The 20,125-nt window shown below is 62.7% G+C and carries 16 protein-coding genes and 2 pseudogenes; 3 read left to right on the top strand and 15 right to left on the bottom strand.

The features are described 5' to 3' along the window. Nucleotides 1–147 precede the first annotated feature (147 nt). Together G4G27_RS11530 and G4G27_RS11525 are read left to right on the top strand one after the other, a co-directional pair. Nucleotides 148–567 (top strand): VOC family protein, encoded by a 420-nt coding sequence (locus G4G27_RS11530; RefSeq protein WP_183113449.1) that lies wholly within the window; start codon nucleotides 148–150, stop codon nucleotides 565–567. A 10-nt stretch (nucleotides 568–577) separates the two neighbouring features. Continuing rightward, nucleotides 578–880 (top strand): polyhydroxyalkanoic acid system family protein, encoded by a 303-nt coding sequence (locus G4G27_RS11525; RefSeq protein WP_183113448.1) that lies wholly within the window; start codon nucleotides 578–580, stop codon nucleotides 878–880. A 48-nt stretch (nucleotides 881–928) separates the two neighbouring features. On the opposite strand, the gene G4G27_RS11520 is transcribed toward G4G27_RS11525, so the two are convergent. The 10 genes and pseudogenes from G4G27_RS11520 to G4G27_RS11475 form a co-directional block, all read right to left on the bottom strand. After that, nucleotides 929–1,351, bottom strand: a complete 423-nt coding sequence (locus G4G27_RS11520) for a hypothetical protein (RefSeq protein ID WP_183113447.1) — start codon at nucleotides 1,349–1,351, stop codon at nucleotides 929–931. Further along, the gene (locus G4G27_RS11515; protein WP_183113446.1) at nucleotides 1,348–1,842 is read right to left on the bottom strand and encodes an SRPBCC family protein; all 495 of its coding nucleotides are present in this window, start codon (nucleotides 1,840–1,842) and stop codon (nucleotides 1,348–1,350) included. Before G4G27_RS11515 ends, G4G27_RS11520 begins: the two co-directional genes overlap by 4 nt. Further along, nucleotides 1,839–2,198 carry a metalloregulator ArsR/SmtB family transcription factor gene (locus tag G4G27_RS11510; protein WP_183113445.1) on the bottom strand — a complete coding sequence of 120 codons (360 nt, stop codon included), beginning with the start codon at nucleotides 2,196–2,198 and terminating at the stop codon, nucleotides 1,839–1,841. Before G4G27_RS11510 ends, G4G27_RS11515 begins: the two co-directional genes overlap by 4 nt. Before the next feature lie 87 nt (nucleotides 2,199–2,285). Beyond that, complete coding sequence (locus G4G27_RS11505) at nucleotides 2,286–2,714, bottom strand: hypothetical protein (RefSeq protein WP_183113444.1); 429 nt, start codon at nucleotides 2,712–2,714, stop codon at nucleotides 2,286–2,288. A 290-nt stretch (nucleotides 2,715–3,004) separates the two neighbouring features. Further along, nucleotides 3,005–4,333, bottom strand: coding sequence for a sorbosone dehydrogenase family protein (locus G4G27_RS11500; protein WP_183113443.1), 1,329 nt, complete (start codon nucleotides 4,331–4,333; stop codon nucleotides 3,005–3,007). Between the two features lie 506 nt (nucleotides 4,334–4,839). Further along, nucleotides 4,840–7,698 carry a TonB-dependent receptor gene (locus G4G27_RS11495; protein ID WP_183113442.1) on the bottom strand — a complete coding sequence of 953 codons (2,859 nt, stop codon included), beginning with the start codon at nucleotides 7,696–7,698 and terminating at the stop codon, nucleotides 4,840–4,842. 173 nt (nucleotides 7,699–7,871) lie between these two features. Further along, nucleotides 7,872–9,212 carry a glycoside hydrolase family 27 protein gene (locus G4G27_RS11490; protein WP_183113441.1) on the bottom strand — a complete coding sequence of 447 codons (1,341 nt, stop codon included), beginning with the start codon at nucleotides 9,210–9,212 and terminating at the stop codon, nucleotides 7,872–7,874. 8 nt (nucleotides 9,213–9,220) lie between these two features. Continuing rightward, nucleotides 9,221–10,246, bottom strand: a pseudogene (locus G4G27_RS11485) (family 43 glycosylhydrolase); the annotation flags it as partial. A gap of 4 nt (nucleotides 10,247–10,250) precedes the next feature. Beyond that, nucleotides 10,251–11,261: an arabinan endo-1,5-alpha-L-arabinosidase gene (locus G4G27_RS11480; RefSeq protein WP_183113439.1), complete on the bottom strand. Its 1,011-nt coding sequence runs from the start codon at nucleotides 11,259–11,261 to the stop codon at nucleotides 10,251–10,253. Between the two features lie 5 nt (nucleotides 11,262–11,266). Further along, nucleotides 11,267–12,844 (bottom strand): alpha-L-arabinofuranosidase C-terminal domain-containing protein, encoded by a 1,578-nt coding sequence (locus tag G4G27_RS11475; RefSeq protein ID WP_183113438.1) that lies wholly within the window; start codon nucleotides 12,842–12,844, stop codon nucleotides 11,267–11,269. Between the two features lie 336 nt (nucleotides 12,845–13,180). Here G4G27_RS11475 and G4G27_RS11470 point away from each other — a divergent pair, with 336 nt between their 5' ends. Further along, nucleotides 13,181–13,945: a FadR/GntR family transcriptional regulator gene (locus tag G4G27_RS11470; protein ID WP_183113437.1), complete on the top strand. Its 765-nt coding sequence runs from the start codon at nucleotides 13,181–13,183 to the stop codon at nucleotides 13,943–13,945. A gap of 161 nt (nucleotides 13,946–14,106) precedes the next feature. On the opposite strand, the pseudogene G4G27_RS11465 reads toward G4G27_RS11470, so the two are convergent. The 5 genes and pseudogenes from G4G27_RS11465 to G4G27_RS11445 form a co-directional block, all read right to left on the bottom strand. Further along, nucleotides 14,107–14,840 (bottom strand): annotated as a pseudogene (locus tag G4G27_RS11465) (IS5 family transposase). A gap of 225 nt (nucleotides 14,841–15,065) precedes the next feature. Further along, the gene (katG, locus tag G4G27_RS11460) at nucleotides 15,066–17,267 is read right to left on the bottom strand and encodes a catalase/peroxidase HPI (RefSeq protein WP_183113752.1); all 2,202 of its coding nucleotides are present in this window, start codon (nucleotides 17,265–17,267) and stop codon (nucleotides 15,066–15,068) included. 160 nt (nucleotides 17,268–17,427) lie between these two features. After that, the gene (locus G4G27_RS11455; RefSeq protein ID WP_183113436.1) at nucleotides 17,428–18,345 is read right to left on the bottom strand and encodes a hemolysin family protein; all 918 of its coding nucleotides are present in this window, start codon (nucleotides 18,343–18,345) and stop codon (nucleotides 17,428–17,430) included. 9 nt (nucleotides 18,346–18,354) lie between these two features. Next, a complete protein-coding gene (ybeY, locus tag G4G27_RS11450; protein ID WP_183113435.1) occupies nucleotides 18,355–18,867 on the bottom strand; it encodes an rRNA maturation RNase YbeY in 513 nt (170 codons plus the stop codon). Then, nucleotides 18,860–19,858, bottom strand: coding sequence for a PhoH family protein (locus tag G4G27_RS11445; RefSeq protein WP_183113434.1), 999 nt, complete (start codon nucleotides 19,856–19,858; stop codon nucleotides 18,860–18,862). The genes ybeY and G4G27_RS11445 overlap by 8 nt, the downstream gene beginning before the upstream one ends. Between the last annotated feature and the right edge of the window lie 267 nt (nucleotides 19,859–20,125).

Raw genomic sequence — 20,125 nt, 5'->3', positions numbered from 1 at the left:
CGCCATGCCGGACTCGGCCCGGCATCCACCAAGCCTCCAGGGCCATAATTATCGCCTATGCGGAACGGCGGACTCTGGAAAGGCTCTTGCGAGCGACGTTGCGGGATCCGGGGTGACGAAAAGGGTTCGGCGGTGTATTATATGACAATGACGCTTCGCCCTTTTCATCTCGCCTTCCCGGTCCATGACCTCGCCGCCGCGCGACATTTCTACGGCGCGGTGTTGGGCTGTGCCGAGGGGCGTAGCAGCGATAGCTGGATCGATTTCGACCTGTTCGGGCATCAGATCGTCGCGCATCTCGATCCGGCGGCGAAGGCCGTGGCTGTGAGCAATCCGGTGGACGGACACGATGTGCCGGTGCCGCACTTCGGTGTCGTGCTGACCATGCCCGACTGGGAAAGGCTCGCGGCTCGCTTGGTGGCAGCGGGAATCGCTTTCGGCATCGCGCCGCACATCCGCTTCGAAGGGCAGCCGGGTGAGCAGGCGACGATGTTTTTTCTCGACCCGAGTGGCAACGCGCTGGAGTTCAAGGCGTTTGCCGACGACAGCATGATCTTCGCGACCTGAAGGAAGCCGCATGACTCAGCCGATCACCGTCGATATTCCGCACCAGCATGGTCGCGAGGTTGTGCGCGAGCGGCTCGAAAGCGGCATCGGCAAGCTCGCCGGCATGTTCCCCGGCGGGGCGGTGGTCGATCATCGCTGGGAAGGTGAAACGATGCACTTCACCGTCCAGGCGCTGGGCCAGAAGGTCGCGAGCCGGCTCGAACTGTTCGACACCCATGTCCATGCGACGATCGATCTGCCGCCCTTCCTGTCGCTGTTCGCCGAAAAGATCAGGGCAAAGCTGGCGAAGGAAGGGCCGAAGCTGCTGCAATAGCGGAAACGGTGGAGCAGCGATAAGCAGTGAGCCATTTGGCCGCCTGGTTCAGCTCGCACTGCGCCGTGCGAGCGCGCCACCGATCCAGGCGCATGGCAATGCGGTGACGACCAATGCTGCGGGATACCAGAGCAGGCCGATGTTCATCACAGTGGCGGCGACCAAGCCAAGGGTCGCGAGAGCCATGCCGATCGCGCCGAGGATCAATGCGTGCCGCATCGGCGCGGCGGGTGCGAGGCGTGCCGCGACATAGCAACTGAACGTGGCGATACCGATGCGATAGGCAAGGGCCAGCGCATTGTCGCCGGGTTCGGTCATTGGTTCGTTCCAGGGCGGAAAGACTTGCAGCGCATGGAGGGCGAGGTCGATCGCGAGCGCCAGTAATATGCTGATCGCGAGCCCGGCAAGAACCGCCAGTGCGCTACGGCCGATGGTACGCGATACCGCGGCGGGCGCGACATGGGCGTTCATCGTGCGGTCTCCTGTTGCTCGTCGGCCAGGACCGAATCGAGCCGCGCGTAACTGGCGGTGATGCCCGCTTCCATGTTCGACTGGATCGCGCCATCGCGCGATTCGGGTGAGGCATAGAGCACGGTCGTTGTCAGCCGGGTGCGACCGCCGAACGGTTCGAGAGTCGCCGTGCTGATCGCTTCGCCGCCGGTCCAATTGCCGTCAAACATCTCGGTCTGGCTGATCCGTTCCGGCCGGGTGATCTCGCGATAGGTGCCGCCCATGGCCAGTTCGCCGCCGTCTTCGTTTTTCCACACATAGCGATAGGCACCGCCGACGCGCAGATCGATATCGCAGGTTTCGAGCGACCAGCCATCGGGCCCCTTAAGCCAGCGCTGCAACAGCGCGGGGATGGTCAGCGCATCGAACACCAGATCGGGCGACGCGTCGAAGATGCGGGTCATGATGATTTCGCGGTCGCCATTGGCGACCAGTTCGAGCCGATTGCTCATTGCGGTTTTCCTTTCTTGGCTTGGTTTTCCAGGGACTTCAATTCGGCCAGCAGTGAATCCAGGCGCTCATAGTTTCGCTCCCAGATCTGCCGATATTTTTCGAGCCATCCGACGATTTCCGCGAGCGGCTCGCCGACGATCTGCCGTGGCCGGCGCTGTGCATCGATCACGCTCGACACGAGGCCGGCGCGCTCAAGCATCTTGAGATGCTTGGAGATAGCCGGCTGGCTCATTGCGAACGGTGCGGCAAGCTCGGTGACCGTTGCTTCGCCTTCTGCCAGCCGTGCGAGAATCGCTCGGCGAGTCGGATCGGCAAGAGCCGTGAAGGTGGCGTCGAGGCGTTGATCAGGCGTCATTCGATAACTCTCTAGTTCAATAACTAAAGAGTTATATTCAATTTTGGTTGCTGTCAACCGCGAAGGGGGAACCGATTAAAGTGCCGGTTAGTCGCTCTTGACCTCGATCACGCCCAACCGGATCAGCGCCTCCGCCGTCCGTGCGAATTCGGTGATCAGCGCCTCCAGCAGCGGTTCCAGACCAAGGTCCTTGATCACGCCCTGCGGCAACGTCACTCCGCCGCGCTCGTCCTCGATCAGGAGGCCGGTTTCGATCATCCGCCCGACATGCCGGCGCACCGTTTCGCGGGGCAGGCCGCTCGCAGAGGCGATCGCGTTGCGCGAGATCGGCACGACCCATTCGCGCGGCAGGATGGCGGTCGCGGCGAATGCCTCGGGGATGCTGCGCTCGCGCGTGAGTTTCTGCACATTGGCAACCGAGATGGTCAGATAGATGATCAATTCGGTCGGGTTGAGCGCCTTGGGCGCGGAATAGATGCGGTGCGCTGCCAGCAACTGATTGGAGATCGCGGTCATTGCGATCCGCCAGTTTGCAGCCATCTTCGCAGGATTGGTGACGACCCGCTCGCTCAAGGAACTGACTTTCGAAATAGGCCCGATATGGCCACGATACCCGTTATGGGTAACGGACGCTTTACCGTAAACTATCGTTAGAAGGTCGGGAAGCTATACCGCTGTCCGGGGATCGATGGACCGGGTAACCTTCGGGAAGCGGGATCAACGAGTTACGGGGAAGCGTCGCGCCGTATCGGCGTGATAAAAACGGGCTGCGCGCTTCGGGGGGAGCGCGCAGCCCGTTTCTGTTTCTACCGGCCTGCGGCCACGCGCCAGATCACATTGCCGACATCATCCGCGACGAGCAACGCGCCGGTCTTGTCGGTGACCACGCCAACCGGGCGGCCCTGCGCTTCGCCCTTGGTGTTGAGAAAGCCGGTGAGCACATCGACCGGCTTGGCGCCTTTCGCCGGATAGCCATTGTCCCCAAATGGGACATAGACGACCTTGTAGCCCGACACTGGCGTGCGGTTCCATGAGCCGTGCTGGCCGATGAACGCACCATTGGCGAAGCCGGCACCGAGTTTCGCGTCGGCCGCAAAGGTCAGGCCAAGCGAAGCGGTATGCGGTCCCAGCGCGTAATCAGGACGCTTGGAATATTGTTGCAGTGCCGGGTTCGGCGGATCGACCCGCTTGTCGGGATACCCACCCCAATAATACCAGGGCCAGCCGAAATGATCGCCGAATTCGATCTGACTCATATAATCGGGCGCGAGGTCCGATCCGAGCATGTCGCGTTCATTAACCGTGGTCCAAAGCTGTTTGCTGTGCGGTTCGAGCGCCAGGCCGTTGGGATTGCGCAGGCCCGCGGCGTAGATGCGGAAGGTTTTCGCCTCGGGATAGACTTGCAGGATGTTGGCGCGATCTTTCTCTGCGTCGATGCCGTTCTCGGCGATGTTGCTCGATGATCCGACGGTTACATACAGCGTTTTGCCGTCCTCCGCCGCAAGGACGTTGCGCGCCCAGTGATTGCCGCCACCGGGCAGCTTGACCACGGTTTCGGGCTTGGCGGTGATCTTCGTTTCGCCCAGCTTGAACGGGAAACGCACCAGTGCGTCGGTGTTGCCGACATAAAGCCAGTCGCCCATCACCGCCATGCCGAACGGTGAATTGAGCCCGGTCAGGAAAACCGACCGGCTTTCCGCAATCCCGTCGCCATCTTTGTCGCGCAGCAGGGTGATGCGATTGGCCGAGGGCACGCCGGCGCCGGCTTTGCCCATCAGCCAGCCCATCACCGTTCCGGTGATGCCGCCACCTTTACGCGGTGGGGAATTGGTCTCGGCAACAAGCACATCGCCATTGGGCAGGCGATAGAGCCAGCGCGGATGATCGAGCCCGCTGGCGAACGCCGCGACGGTCAGGCCGGCGGCGGGGGTCGGTTTCGCACCCTTGGCCCAGCCGACCGCATCGGCGACCGCGATGGTCGGAATCATCTGCGTCCGCGGCGGGGTGATCTGGGGCTTTTCGCCGCTGACCGCGGCAACCGGCAAGCGTGCCTGGTCCGGCCTGCTGATAAAGTACCAGAAGGCCAGCGCCGCGAGGACGATCAGGCCGATGACGATGAGGACATGTTTGCGCATGAGATAAGATTACACTGGACCAGAGGGCAAAGGAAGCCCCGGGCCTGGACACGGAGCATTATATCGGACGCATATGCCTGGGCTTCGATCATGCGCGACACCTTCTTGCGCCTAGCAATCTTGTTCCGACAACAAGAAAAAGCGCGCCGATATCAAGCCCGACGAGGGATGATCTAGCCGATCGCGTGTGATGGTTGAATCGCCGCCGGCGACAGGGCTGAAGCGACGGAACCGCGGGAGATATGGGACACCGGTTGTGTCGTATCTTTCCTCCGCTACTTCAGCGAGGCATTCTCGTAATATCGTTATATATCAGATACTACCAAACATTATGACCGGCATCGAATCCGTCGCGCTAAAAATGGAGTGCGGCATATTGGCGGAACAAGCGGATATAGTCCGCCCGGCCAATGACGGATTACGGCGAGCCGTGCAGCGTCCTGAGTTCGGGCTCGGCTCCCGGCGCGCCTCTTGCGAGGCGCGCCGGGAGCCGAGCCCGAGAACCATCATTGGAAGGTGTAACGCGCACCGATCGCGAAGGTGCGTGAAAGGAGCGTGGTGCCAAGATTGAACTGATCCGGCCCGCCGACATCGTCGAATTTGTAATAGGTCTGCTGCACCGACTTGGTCAGGTTGACCGCGTCGAAGGTCAGGCCGAGCCGGTCGCTGACCTTGAAAGTCAGCTGCAGATCGAGGCTCTTTTCCGGATTGCGCCACACGCCGATCGGATTGGCGAAGAGCCGCGCTTCGTTATTGGCGAGGAATTCCTTGCGCCAGACATAGGAGAGGCGGGCGCCAACCGGGCCGCGCTCATAGGCCAGGGTCGCGTTATACGACAGGTCGGACACGCTGAAGAAGGCGGATGAGGCCTGGCCGGTGATGTTGCCCGCTGCATCCGCCACCGGGATGTTCTGCTTCGAGTCAAGCACAGTCACACTGCCCTGAAAGCCCAGTCCGTCGAGCGGCCCTGGCAGATAATGCGGGAAGTAGGTCAGGCCCAGTTCGATACCCTTGAGCACTCCGTCCGACGCATTCACTGGCCGGGTGATCGCGAAGTAATCAGTGGCACCCGCTTCGATGCCGTTATTCGGGATATATTCCCGCACCGTCAGCGGCACGACGAGGCCGTTCACCTTGCGGCGGAACGCCGTAACGGTGATCGCGCTGTTGCGATCGAAATACCATTCCAGTGCCAGATCGAAGTTCTTCGAATGCGTCGGATTGAGCGTCGCCGTGCCCGCCGTCCCGCTGCCGTAACCCACGTCGGTGAGATCGCCGGTCAGCGAATAGTTCGGGTTGATGTCGGCGAAGTTCGGACGTCGCAGCGTCTCGCCATAGTTGAACCGCGCCCGCAGCTTGTTGGTCAGTTCATACCGCGCGGTGAAGCTCGGCAGGAAGCGCGCCGACCCGCGCGACACGCTGGTTCGCGCGCCGCCATTATAACGATCGAAGAAGTTATAGTCGGTATCGACATTGACGTAGCGCACGCCGCCTTCGAGCTTCAGCGGACGGCCGAAGATCGACACTTCGCCATCGACCAGCGCGTAGGCGGACATGGTGATCTCGTCGATGTCGAACACGCGTGCCAACGACAATTGGTCAGAGGTCTTCAAGCCGTACAAGCCACGGACGGTGTCCGCATTCTGGTTCAGCCAATAACCGTTCGCCAACACCCAGCTGGACGGCGAGTCCGAACGGCCGTCGAAGAAGCCTGAATTGGTAAACTGCGCGTCTTCGCCCAAACCGGCGAGGTTGGTCCCGACGAGCGGCCCCCCCCTGTCTTGCGTGCGTACGAAGGTCGATGCCTTGCGGTCGTCGTAGCGCAGGCCTGCCTTCACTTGGCGGATGAAGCCCTCGTCCCAGGTGTAATAGGCGTCTAGCGATCCGGTCAGCGCGCTGCCCTTGTCGCGATTGGCATTGTCGTAGAGCTGCGCGACGTTCCACACGCTGGGATCGGCCAACAGCGCATCGTTGTCGAAATGATATGACGGAATGCCGCCGCCGGCATTGAAATCGGCGGTGATCTGATTTGCCACGCGATCGGTGCGCATCGCCATGAATGAGCTGTTCACTGTGCTGGTCTGGTAAGCGACATCGCCAATGATCTTGCCACGCGCGCCCAAGTCCCATTTTCCGTTGAGCGCATAGACGAAATTGTCGGTCTTGGTGCGGGTATAGTCCCCGCTATTGAAGCCATAGACGCTGTTGGCGACACGCGACCTGACGATGTTGGTGCCGTCATACAGGGTCGGCTGCTGCGGGTTGGCCCAGAAATCGACGAAGCTGAATTGCAGGCTGTTGAACGTCTCGCCGCGAAAGCCTGAATAAAATACTTCTGCGGTGTAGATGGAGCTGCTGTTCGGCGCCCATTGCAGCGCGAAGTTGCCCGACGGTCGCTCGCGCTTTCCGTACAGGTCGGAGCTGAAGATCGCGTCGCGTGAGAGATAGTAGGGCGTGCTGATACCGTTGACGATCATCGTGGAGCCCGCCTCGGTCGACAGCCCCTGATCAAGGCCGGGACTCCACTCGCCGAGCCCTGGCGCTTGCACAAACCTCCCAGTGATGGGATCCCAGGGAGCCGGCGCGATGCGCTGGAGCCCCGTCAGACCCGTACCATTGGCTGGCGCCAAGTCTGCAAACGGCACGAACGCGCCGGCCGTCACCGTCATGTCGCGGAACTTGGTGCGCGAATAGCTGCCGTTCAGCAGCACGCCGATATCGCCGATGCCGGTTTCCCAGCGATTGCTGATCAGCAACGCGGCGTTGGGATTATAGGTGTCGGCCTGTTCGTTATAGATGCCGCGCACGAGGCCGGAAATCGCGAAGCCGTCGAAATCGAACGGGCGGCGCGTGGCAACATCGACCTGGCCAGCGAGACCGGTCTCGATCTGGTCGGCCGAGCGTGTCTTGTAGACGTCGATCTGCTTGACGAGGTTGGCCGAGATATCCTGCAGTGCGAAGGCCTGGCCGGCGGCGGTGAAGATGTTGCGGCCGTTGAGCGTGGTGAGCGCGTCGGGCAAGCCGCGGATCGAGATACCGGCCGCTTCTCCGCCGGTTCGATTAGTCACCTGCACGCCGGTAACACGCTGCAGCGCCTCGATTACGTTGTTGTCGGGCAGCTTGCCGACATCTTCCGACACGATCGAATCAACGATCTGCGTCGATTCGCGGCGCACTTTGAGCGCGCCGACGATGCTGGCGCGCACACCGGTAACGACGATGTCGTCATCCGCCGTGGCATCCGCGGCTTCGGGGGCGTCCTGGACGCTCGGGCTGTTTGCGGGGGTGGACTGAGCGGCTGCCTGCCCAGCGGCGAGCAGCGGCAGCAGCGAGGCGGAACACAGGATTACGAGCTTCAAGGTCATTTTCATCTCCCATCGACCTGGCCGTTCGCGCGCGGCCATTAGTCCGACAATTAAGGCCGACGTTTGGCAGCGTGGCAAAGAGTCGTCAAGTGACCTCACCTGCGTTTTTGGCGTTAGCGTGGCAGTAATGCCACGCCAATGGTTACTCCAAGGCGGTCAATGGTCGGAGTAGATTAGGCGACGCGGACGCGCAGCAGGTTTGCTCCATGCGACGGTACGTCGCGTACGATGGCGCCAGTCATCGTGCCGATAGGTTGTCGTGCCCACAGGTCGCGTACGGCGACCGTAATATTCAAGCCCAATTGCCTTAGGTCGAACGCGATTCGCCGCGGCTTGGCACCAGTGTTAAACAAGGCGACGTAACGATCGCCGCCCGGTGCCCGCGCGGACCATATGCGTACGCCGTCTTCCATCAGATGCGGCCGGTTCGCGCTGCTCGCCTGGTTGACCGCGATGACTTCCGGATTGGTCAGCAGCGCCAGCGTCGCCGCGTCGAGGTGACGCAGATCGCCGCCCATGATCAGCGGCGAGCGCGCGATCGACCACAGGGTCATCAACGTGCGCTGCTCATCGAGTGTGAAGCGCGTATCGCGCGCGCCCATCGCGAGGCGGCCAAGCGGCAACATGTCGGCATCGGGCCAACGCCCATCGCCGATATACGGGCTCCAATTCTCCAGCCGCGTAAACTGCGCCTCAAGCAATGCCCATTCGTCCCAGAAATCGTCCGAGATGCGCCACATCTCGGCATGGCGACGGACATGGTCGGCGCGAATCACCGGCGTCTCGCCGGGCGACAGGCTGAGAATCATGGGCCGGCCGCACCGGCGGATCGCGGAGGCGATCGCTTCGATCTCGGGCGCATGCGCGTCATAGGGGCGGCTCATGTCGTCGACCTTGACGAAATCGACGCCCCAACTGGCATATTCGGCGAACACGCCATCATAATATGCCTGCGCACCAGGTTTGCGCATGTCCACGCCGTACATGTCGACATTCCACGAACAGATGCTCGTCGTGTCGGCGATGTCGCGAGCGCGGACGGTCGTGCCAGCGACCGGGAGGTTCGCTTCGACCGCGGCGCGCGGGATGCCGCGCATGCGGTGAATACCAAACTTCAGGCCCATCGCATGCACATCGGCCGCGAGAGCGGCAAAGCCCTTGCCGCCGGAGCTTGATGGGAAGCGCACTGGATCAGGCTGGAAGCGGCCGAAACCGTCCATCACCGGCTTGATGTCAGCGTTGTATTCATAGCCCTTGGCGCGCGGATCGTACCATTGATGGTCGATCGTGAAGACCGAATAGCCGGCCGGCAGCAGCGCGCGCGTCATGATCCGCGCGGTCTCACGCGCCTGCGCCTCGGTGATCGTGACCGCGAAGCTGTTCCAGCTGTTCCAGCCCATCGGCGGGGTGGGCGCGAGAGATGGTGTGGCGCGCGCGCGCCGCGCGCCCGCCGCGACCGCGGGGGCCGCGGCGCCGGCGGCGAGGAAAGTGCGCCGGTCGATCCTGCTCACCATCTCACTACACCGTTCGCCACCGGCTCGCCGAAATCGGGCGCACCGTCGGACCGGTATTGGATCGGCTGGACGCGTGTGTGGCGATTGGGATCGAATAGCGGATCGCCCTCGATCTTGTCGTAGTCGCGCGCATGATAGACCAGCATGTCGCGGCCATGTTCATCGACCGTGAAACTGTTGTGGCCTGGCCCGAACACCTTGTGCCCCGGCGACGACTTGAACACGGGCAGCGGGGATTTCGACCACACGGCCGGGTCCATGATATCCGCATCGTCCTTCGCCGTCAGCATTCCCATGCAATAGCGGGCGTCCGTCGCACTCGCAGAATAGGTCATGAACAAGCGACCATGGCGGGCGAGCAGGGCAGGGGCCTCGGCGACCTTATAACCCTGAATTTCCCAGTGGAGCGTCGGCACCGTGAGCCTCGTGGGTTTTGCCGCCAAGGTCAGCGGGGTCTTGAGCGGCGCGAGATAGAGGTTCGAATTGGTGTCGATCCCGGGTTCGCGCTGCGCCCAGGCGAGATAGCGCGTGCCGCGATGGACGAAGCTTGTGGAATCGAGCGTGAACGTGTCCCACGCCGTTTCGAGCTGACCCAGCAATGTCCATTTGCCGGTCATCGGATCGAGACCGTCACACACCGCTGCATAAGTGCGAATGCGGAACACATCCTCGCCACCACCACTGGGGCCCGCGGCAAAATACATGATCCAGCGGCGGTCGATAAGGTGCAGTTCGGGCGCCCAGATGAAGCCCGACAATGGACCGCTGGCAAGATGGCGCCACAGCACAATTTCTTCCGCGGTGGCGAGCCCGGCGATCGTGCGTGATCGGCGCAGCACCAGTCGGTCGTATTCCGGCACCGATCCGGTCATGTAGTAATTGCCGTCGGTGTGGCGGAACACTTGCGCGTCGGCACGCTGGCGGACCAGCGGGTTCTGGATCGGCGGTGCGGCGTGCTTGGTGCGGGCAAAGGCCGGGATAGCAGCCAGGGTGGCTGCCGCGCCGACAAAGCCGCGGCGGGAAAGGTCGGTCATCGGGTCAATACTCCGCTACGGGCCAGCCGTCCGCCGCCCATTTAACGCGGGCGATGCGGAGGGTCGGGGCGCCTTTGTTGTCTCGATCGTATGCGTGGTAAGCGACATAGTCCGCGCCATCCTTGTCATGCAGGAAGCCGGGATGGCCGGGGCCGCGGAAGCGTTGCTTTTCCGGGAGATCAGCGCGCAGGAAAAGCGTGCCGCCACCCTGCATCATCGAACTGCCGTCCTTGCCAAAATACGGGCCAGTGATTTTTTTGGCGCGGCCAACAACGGTATAATAGGTGCTGTTCACGCCCTTGCAGCAATAGTCGTATGAAGCGAACAGCCAGTAATAACCGCCGCGATCGAGGATGAACGGCGCCTCGACCGGAGCCGGCGCGCCGACCGGAGCGGCGCGCCGGGCGATCGAATAGGGTCTGGCCGCGGGGTCGGCTGGCTTGCCAGTTTTCGGATCGAGCGCGAACAGTTTCAGTCCGGTCCAGAAGCTGCCCAATGCGAGCCAATGGCGGCCTTGGCGATCGACTATGAAATTGGGGTCGATCGCGTTGAAATCATCTGCCTTGGTCGACATCAACACCAGCCCTTCGTCGCGCCAGGCATAGTTCGGCGCAGCAGGGTTCAGTGTCGGGCTGGTGAACAGGCCGATCGCCGAGCGGTTCGATCCGAAGGTCGAGGCGGCATAATAGAGCCGCCAGCGGCCGTTCACGAACGAGATATCGGGCGCCCACATGCCCTTGGCGCCAGGCACGGCCGTGGTCGCCCAGTCAGGCAACTGGTTGTCGAGCAGCGCTTTTCCAGCGGTCCAGTGCACCAGATCCGTCGAGGTGCGCGCCGACAGACCCGTGCCGAACACGTAATAGGTGTCGCCTTCGCGTGCGATCACCGGATCGTGCGTGGGTACAAGGTCACCGGTCAGACGATCGTTGAGCAATTGCCCGGATGGTTGCGCGCTCGCCGCGCCGCCTGAGCAGGCGAGCGCGACGACGGCGGCAAGACGTAAGACTCGGCTCATGGGGCTCATTGCAGGTCGAGCATCACGACCGACTTGGCCGGCAGCGTGAGGCTAAGGGTCTTGCCGACGATCCGCGCGCCGTCGAATGCGACCGGGGCGACACCGTCCGGTACCGCGAAACTGTTGAGCGTATTCATCGCTGGCGCGGTGAGCAGCTGGCCCGATACCGCGCTGCCCGCGATCCCGTCGATCTGCACGCTGACGGTCATCGGGCGGTTGGGATCGAGATTCGCCAGACCGACATGTACCTTGCCCGTCTTGTCGCGCACCGCCGAGGCACTGACCGCGGGCATCGCCCACTTGTCCTTGTTGTACCGTGGCGATTTGAGCTCGATCGGCAGAACGGTGGCGTCCATGTACGGCTTGTACATCATGAACACATGATAGGTCGGCGTCTTCACCATCTTCGCGCCGTCGGTCAGGACCATCGCCTGCAGCACGTTCACCATCTGCGCGATCGCGCTCATCTTCACGCGATCGGCATGTTTGGCGAAGATGTTGAGGTGGATCGCCGCCACCAGTGCGTCGCGAAGCGTGTTCTGCTGGCGCAGAAAGCCGGGGTTGGTGCCGGGGTCGCCCTTGAACCATGTGCCCCATTCGTCGACCGCCAGGAAGACGCGCTTCTTGGGGTCATATTTGTCCATGATCGCGGTGTGTTTGGTGATCAAATCATCCATGCGCAGCGCTTCGGACAAGGTCTCGGCCCAGCCGCCTTCGTCGAACTGCGCCGCCGACTGCCGCGGGGGCCAACCGCCCGGAACGGTGTAATAATGCAGCGACAGGCCATCGACCTGATCGCCGGCGTCCCGGATCATCGTCTCGGTCCATTTATAATCGTCGACATTGGCACCCGAAGCGATCTTTAGTATCCTGGTCCCCGCCGGCACTTTCAGGAAGGTGGCGTATCGACGGGTCTCATCGGCGGCGAATTCCGCGCGCATATTGCCGCCGCAACCCCATAGCTCGTTGCCGACGCCGAAATACGGTACTTTCCACGGCGCCTTGTGGCCATTCTTCGCGCGTTCGTCGGCCAGGCTGCCAGCGGGTGAGGTCATATATTCGACCCATTCGGCCATCTCGCGAACGGTGCCATTACCGACATTGCCGGCGATATAGGGTTCGGCGCCGAGTTGCTCGGTCAGGTCCATGAATTCGTGCGTGCCCACCTCATTCGGCTCGGTGACGCCGCCCCAGGTGGTGTTGATCTTGACCGGGCGTTTGGCGCCGATCCCTTCCCGCCAGTGATATTCGTCGGCAAAACACCCCCCGGGCCAGCGCACGACGGGCACGCCGAGTTGCTTCAACGCGCCGACGACATCGTTGCGGAAACCGCGCGTGTTGGGGATCTTTGAGTTCTTGCCAACCCAAAGTCCGCCATAGATGCCGTTGCCAAGATGCTCGGCGAACTGAGTGAAGATGCGGCGATCATAGACCGGGCCTGAGGCATCGGCGTGGAGCGTTGCCGTCACGTCAGGCGTTGCAGCCGGCGTCGTCTCTGCTACCGGCGCGGCTTGCGCGACGCTGATCGTAGCCGTCGACAGCAACAATGTTGCCGCGATCGTCCGCCACATTTTCCTCATCACCTTATCTCCCCTTTTTCTTGTTCGTTTAACTAGCCGGTGCCCATGTTGCCGCTGCCGGCGCAGATCAAAGTCGCTGAGCATGCATAATGGTAGGGCTATTCCCGGTACTCGCTGGTTCCGTTGTGATCGGTGCTGCCGAGCACATCTCGATCGGTGAAGGAGCGATTCCGCCTGTATGTGCGTCGATCGACGGCAGCTTCGCCCGGGTTTCAGGGGGAGTTGCGGGATCGACAGGCATGGACATCTCCTTATTACTCCGACTTAATGAGCGCTCGTGGGAAAGGCAATCGCTCGTTCCACTAGGAAATGCCGGTAACGGCTGGCATGGAGGACGAGATGGACCAAGCCGATACGCCTCGCAGCGACAAAGCGACTGAGACGACGAAAAAGCGCCCGCCACGCGGTACCGGGCGACGCTTGCACGGGGCGATTGCTCACAAGATCGGCACTGCGATCGTCTCTGGCGTTTATGCGCCGGGCGACATCCTGTCGAGCGAGGTCGATTTCTCCGAAATACTGGACGTCTCGCGCGGGGCTTACCGCGAGGCGATCCAAGTGCTCGCTGCCAAAGGCCTGGTCGAAAGTCGTCCCAAGGCGGGCACGCGCATATTGCCGCGCCATCGCTGGCACCTGCTCGATCCCGACGTGCTTGCTTGGGCCTTTGCCGGCGAGCCCGACACGCAGTTCGTGCGCGACCTGTTCGAACTGCGCGCGGTGGTCGAGCCTGCTGCGGCGCGCTTCGCCGCCGAACGGCGCGATCGCGGCGACCTGAAAGCGATGAAGGATGCGCTTGCCGCGATGCGCCGTCATACGCTGGCGACCGATGCCGGTCGCGCTGCCGACCGTGATTTTCACGATGCGATACTGCGCGCCACGCGCAACGATGTGCTGATGAGCCTCAGTGCGAGCATCGGCGCGGCGGTCAGCTGGACGACGCAGTACAAACAGCGCGCCCGCGCCCTGCCGCGCAATCCTATCCCAGATCACGCGAAGGTGTATGACGCGATAACCGCCGGCAATGGTGATGCGGCAGACGCCGCGATGCGTGCGCTTGTCGACCTTGCGTTCGACGATACGCGGAGCGCGATGCCTGAGGCGTAATGAGGCTGGGGCGTCGATATGCCATCGACTGCATCGCTCGAAGATACAGTAAATACCAGATTGAATAGACCCTGCTGCTTCCCCCGGGAAGCCAATCGAAAATACGTCCTGATCAACGGACCTTGGTACAAATCATCTGGCGCTGATGCGCGGTGCTCCAGCTAGGCGTCGTGGACAAAGGGTATCCACAGTTTGATTGAAGCGAGAGTGACGAAGCCGAGGTATGATTCCTTGGTTTTGTCGTATCGGGTGGCGACGCGCCGCCAGTTCTTGAGTTTGCTGAACAACCGCTCGACGAGATTACGCCAGCGGTATTTCGCGCGATCGTGCGAGATGCGTGTGCGGCGATTGCTCTTGGCGGGGATGACCGCCTCGACGCCGGCTGCGGCGAGTTGTGCGCGGATGGCGTCTGCGTCGTAGCCCTTGTCGGCGAGCAGCGCCTCGATCCGGTCGCCGAGCATCCGGAACAGCGGGCCGAAGCCCTGCACATCGTGCGTCTGCCCCGGCGTCAGGACGAAGCCGAGCGGTCGGCCGTGCCCGTCGCAGCGGGCGTGGAGCTTGGTGGTGAAGCCACCGCGCGACCGGCCAAGCCCCTGGGTCTCTTGATCCCCTTTTTTAGCCCGACGGCGCAATGATGCGCCCGGACTACCGTGCTGTCGATCATGTCGGCGCTGGTATCGCGCTCCACCATCTCGGCCAGCGTCTCCAGCAGGGCGTCGAATACGCCGGTCTCGACCCAGCGCCGGTAGCGCCGGAATACGCTGTTCCACTTGCCATAGTCGTCAGGCAGCAGACGCCACTGCGCGCCTGAGCGCGCCATCCACATCATCCCCTCGAAATAGCGCCGGTTGTCGCCCGCGGGCCGACATCCACGACCATGCTCGGCGGGCAGCAACGGCCCGATCAGCGCCCACTCTTCATCCGATACCCCGATCCGCTCGCCCAACGCTGCCTCCAAAAGACAGCCTTGAATCAACCGACGAGTCTCACGTCAACCTTTGTCCACGACGCCTAGCACGGCCGAAACCGGTAGACACAAAAAGGCCGCCGGCGAGGGGGGCGCGCCGGCGGCCGGCCGAGCGAAATGCTCGGGGAACCTCTTATGACGTCGGTATAACCCTCAGGCGAGGTCGAACCGGTCGGCGTTCATCACCTTGGTCCAGGCCGAAGCGAAGTCCTTGACGAACTTCTCGCCCGCATCGGCCGAGGCATAGACTTCGGACAGCGCGCGCAGCTGTGAATTGGAGCCGAACGCCAGATCGGTGCGCGTTGCCGTCCATTTCTGCTGGTCGGTTTTGCGGCAGGTGCCCGCAAATTCCTCGTCGCCCGCTTCGTCGATTTCCTTCCACGCCGTGCCCATGTCGAGCAGGTTGACGAAGAAATCATTGGTGAGCTGGCCCGGGCGGTCGGTGAGTACGCCGTGCTTCGAAGCGCTATGATTGGCACCAAGCACACGCAAGCCACCCACCAGCACGGCCATTTCCGGTGCGCTCAGCCCGAGCAATTGCGATCGATCGACCAGCAACTCCTCGGTCGGCACGCTGAAGCGGACCGAAAGGTAATTGCGGAAGCCGTCAGCCTTGGGTTCGAGCACTTCGAAGCCCTCGGCATCGGTCTGCTCCGCCGAAGCATCGGTGCGGCCGGGCATGAACGGCACGTCGATCCGGTGACCGGCATCCGTCGCGGCCTTCTCGACCGCAGCGGTGCCGCCAAGCACGATCAGGTCGGCAATGCTGACCTTCTTGCCACCCGCGCCAGCATCGAAGTCGCTCTTGATGCCTTCATAGACTTTAAGCACTCTGGCGAGCTTCTCGGGCTCATTGACCGTCCAGTCCTTTTGCGGCGCCAGCCTGATACGGCCGCCATTCGCCCCACCACGATGGTCCGAGCCGCGATAGGTCGAGGCCGAGGCCCAGGCAGTCGTCACCAGTTCCGCGACCGACAGGCCCGAAGCGAGGATCTTCGCCTTGAGTCCGGCCACGTCGCTCGCGTCGATCGTCGCATAATCGGCCTGGGGAATCGGATCCTGCCAGATCAAATCCTCCGCCGGCACTTCGGGGCCGAGATAACGTGCCTTCGGTCCCATGTCGCGATGGCACAGCTTGAACCAAGCGCGCGCAAAAGCATCGGCGAACTGATCGGGATTGTCGCGGAACCGTTCGCATATCGCGCGGTATGCCGGGTCCGCTTTCATCGCCATGTCGGCGGTGGTCATCATCGTCGGCACACGGCGGTCCGGGCTGTGCGCGCCGGGCGCCAGGGTTTCTGCCGGATTGCCGACCGGCTGCCACTGGTTCGCGCCTGCGGGGCTCTTCACCAACTCATATTCATGGTCGAGCAGCATCGCGAAATAGCTCATGTCCCATGTCGTTGGCGTGGGCGTCCATGCGCCTTCGATGCCGCTGGTGATCGTATGGTCGCCCATGCCGCTCTCATGGGTCGAGATCCAGCCAAGCCCCTGGGTGGCGATGTCGGCGCCTTCCGGCTCTATGCCGACCAGCGATGCATCGCCTGCGCCATGCGCTTTGCCGAAGGTATGGCCGCCGGCGGTGAGCGCGGCGGTTTCCTCATCGTTCATGCCCATGCGCTTGAAGGTTTCGCGAATGTCGCGACCCGATTGCACCGGATCGGGATTGCCGCCCGGTCCTTCGGGATTGACGTAGATCAGGCCCATCTGGATCGCCGCCAGCGGCTCCTCAAGCGCCATGCCGGCCTGCTCGTCGATGCGGGTCTGGCCGACCCACTCTTCTTCGGTGCCCCAGTAAATGTCCTTCTCGGGCTCGAACACGTCGGCGCGGCCGCCGCCAAAGCCGAACACCGGGCCACCCATCGATTCGATCGCGACATTGCCGGTCAGGATCATCAGATCGGCCCAGCTGAGCTTGCGGCCATATTTCTGCTTGATCGGCCAAAGCAGGCGACGTGCCTTGTCGAGATTGCCGTTATCCGGCCAGGAGTTGAGCGGCGCGAAGCGCTGCGAGCCGGACGATGCGCCGCCGCGGCCATCGCCGGTGCGGTAGGTCCCGGCGCTGTGCCATGCCATGCGGATGAAGAAAGGGCCGTAATGCCCGTAATCCGCCGGCCACCAGGACTGGCTGTCGGTCATCAATGCCGTCAGGTCGCGCTTGACCGCGGCATAATCGAGCGACTTGAATTCCGTGGCGTAGTCGAAATCGTCCCCCATCGGATCGCCCGACAAGCCGTTCTGCTGGAGGATATCCAGTGAGAGCTGGTTCGGCCACCAATCGCGGCTGGTACGGCCCAACAGCGTTCTGAGCGCACGGGACTCCTTGGCCTGATCGCTTAGGGGGCTTCCGGTCATCGGGCAGCCGCTGGTCTTGCTATCCACAGTCATCTCCTAAGTTTTTGCGGTTATCGTGATCCCGCACAGGGGTAGCCGAGCAACGGTGATCGGAGAAACATTAAATCGCGAAGTCAGTGATCGGGCTGGACGATCACAGCGCATGTCGCGGCGGCTGGTATCAGGTGTCGCTCTCCTCCGGCGCGGGCTGTGGCGGATGCAATCTGAGCCGTGTCACGCGGCGGGTGTCGGCCTCGACCACTTCGAGTTTCCAGCCACTGGCATGATCGAGGCATGCGCCAGCCTGTGGCACATGGCCCGCGATCAGCGCCGCAAGCCCGGCGACGGTGTCGATATCTTCGTCCACCTCGGCCAGCCTCTTGTCGATCGTCGCGCCGATATCCTCAAGCTCGGCGCGGCCATCGACATCCCAGGCGCCACCGCCGAGCGGTACGATGAGCGCCTCGCGCGCGTCGTCATGCTCGTCCTCGATATCGCCGACGATCTCTTCGATCAGGTCCTCGATCGTCACCAGTCCTTCAGTGCCGAAATATTCGTCAAGCACGACGGCGAGATGCACGCGGCTGGCGCGCATATCGGCGAGCAGATCCAGCACGCCGCGCGACATCGGCACGAACAAGGGCTGACGGATCAATCCTTCCAGGCTCTCGGGATGCGGCGCACCCGTGGCGAGAATCGCGAACACGTCCTTGATATGGACCATGCCGATGATCGTATCGAGCTTCTCGCGATAGACCGGCAAGCGGCTATGACCGGCTTCGGCGAAGATCTTGACGAGGTCGTTGAACGTCGTCTGCTCTTCGACGGCGATGATATCGGCGCGCGGTACGCCGACATCGCCCGCATCGCGCTCGCCGAAATGGAGCAGGTTGCGCACCATCGTGCGCTCGAGCGGTGAAAGGTCACCCTTGGCGTCGGGCGCGGGATCGTCTTCGTGCGCGTCGATCGCTTCTTCGAGCTGGTGGCGCAGCGAATCGTCACCCGATTCACCGAAGATCATGGCGCGCAGCGAGCGCCATATGCTGCCTTCATTGGTACCGGCGTCCCCGGCGTCGGTGGTACTTTGGCCCTCGGGCATAACGGTGTTTCAGTCCTCTTTTATCAAATAGGGATCGGCCAGGCCGAGCGAGGTGAGTGCATCGATCTCGATACTCTCCATCGCGTCGGCCTCGTGATCCTCGATATGATCATAGCCCAACAAATGCAGCGTGCCATGCACGATCAGATGCGTGGCATGATCCTCGGTCGAAATGCCCTTATCGGCCGCCTCAGCTGCGCACACGCCATAAGCGAGCACGATATCGCCGAGCAGCACTTCGCCATCGTCGGAATTCTGGCTGATTGTGTCGAGAAGGTCGGCCTGGACCATCGGAAAGCTCAGCACATTGGTCGGCTTGTCCTTGTGGCGATATTGCGCGTTGAGCGTCTGGACTTCGTCGTCGGTCGCCAACCGCACCGAAATCTCGATCGTGGCGGCCGCGGTCAACAATTCGCCATGTGGCGTGCGTTCGATCGCGGCAGTCGCCGCGCGCTGGGCGAGCGCTTCCCAATCGACGGAATTTGACCAAGGCTCTTCCTGCGAGAGCGCGGTTTCAAGCATCGACGCCCTCATAGGCTTCGACGATGCGCCCGACGATCGGGTGACGCACCACGTCGCCCGCACCGAAGCGGCAGATCGACAGACCATCGACACCTTCCAGGCGCCCGACCGCGTCGTTGAGACCCGACGCGTTCATGCCGCCGGGAAGGTCGGTCTGCTTGGGATCCCCGCAAACCACCATGCGGCTATTTTCGCCGAAGCGGGTGAGGAACATCTTCATCTGTGCGGGTGTGGTGTTCTGCGCCTCGTCGAGGATGATGAAGGCGTCGGCGAGCGTCCGACCGCGCATGAAGGCGATCGGTGCGATCTCGATCTCGCCCGATGCGATGCGCCGTTCGACCTGTTCGGCAGGCAGGCAGTCGTTGAGCGCGTCGTAGAGCGGACGGAGATAGGGATCGACCTTCTCCTTCATGTCGCCGGGCAGGAAACCGAGCTTCTCTCCGGCCTCGACCGCCGGACGCGACAGGATGAGGCGCTGCACGCTGCCGGTGATCAGCTGCGCGACCGCCTGCGCGACCGCGATATAGGTCTTGCCGGTCCCCGCCGGCCCGAGGGCAAAGATGATGTCGTGGTTGAGCAGCTCGCGCATATAATGCTGCTGCGCGATGGTGCGGGGCACGATCGTCTTCTTGCGCGTGCGGATCATCACTTGCGGCGCACCACCGGCATCGGCCGCAATAATACCCGCCAGCGTCGGTTCGGCCGACATCGCGATCACCGCGTCGATCAGCCCGGGATCGACCCGCTCGCCGCGCACGATGCGGTTGTAGAGACCCTGCAGCACGTCGCGCGCCTCGGCCACCGCCTCGGCGCGACCTTCGAGGCCGACGCGATTGCCGCGCGCGGTGATGTACACACCGAGCCGGCTTTCCAGCAGCAACAGGTTCTGGTCGAACTCCCCGAAGAGCTGCGCCATGAGTTGCGGCTTGTCGAACACGACCTCTGCGCGGCTACGATCACCGGACTGGGCGGGGACAGGCTTGCGGCTCATGCGGTTCCTTCGGGTCGGAGGGCAGGGGGTCTGGGAAAATGCTGGTCAGGACGCGGTGCGGCGGCTGCGGCAATAATGATCACAGGCTGCCATAATCGTTTCGCGAACGGGATTTCGAGGCGGTCGGTTCCGCCGGTGAGCTCGAAAGGGCGAGTCTGCTGCATCCGCCGTCGAGTTTGGCAGAGCGAAGGCCGGGAGGACAGGGGGAATATCGGCTTTCTGCTTTCCGCTGGCCGGTGTGCGATCGTTGCAACAGCGCAGAGGTGT

The sequence above is a fragment of the Sphingomonas sp. So64.6b genome (assembly GCF_014171475.1).
Taxonomy (GTDB): Bacteria; Pseudomonadota; Alphaproteobacteria; order Sphingomonadales; family Sphingomonadaceae; genus Sphingomonas; species Sphingomonas alpina_A.
The sequence above is the reverse complement of the archived record's forward strand: the minus strand, read 5'-3'. Positions and strand labels throughout refer to the sequence as shown.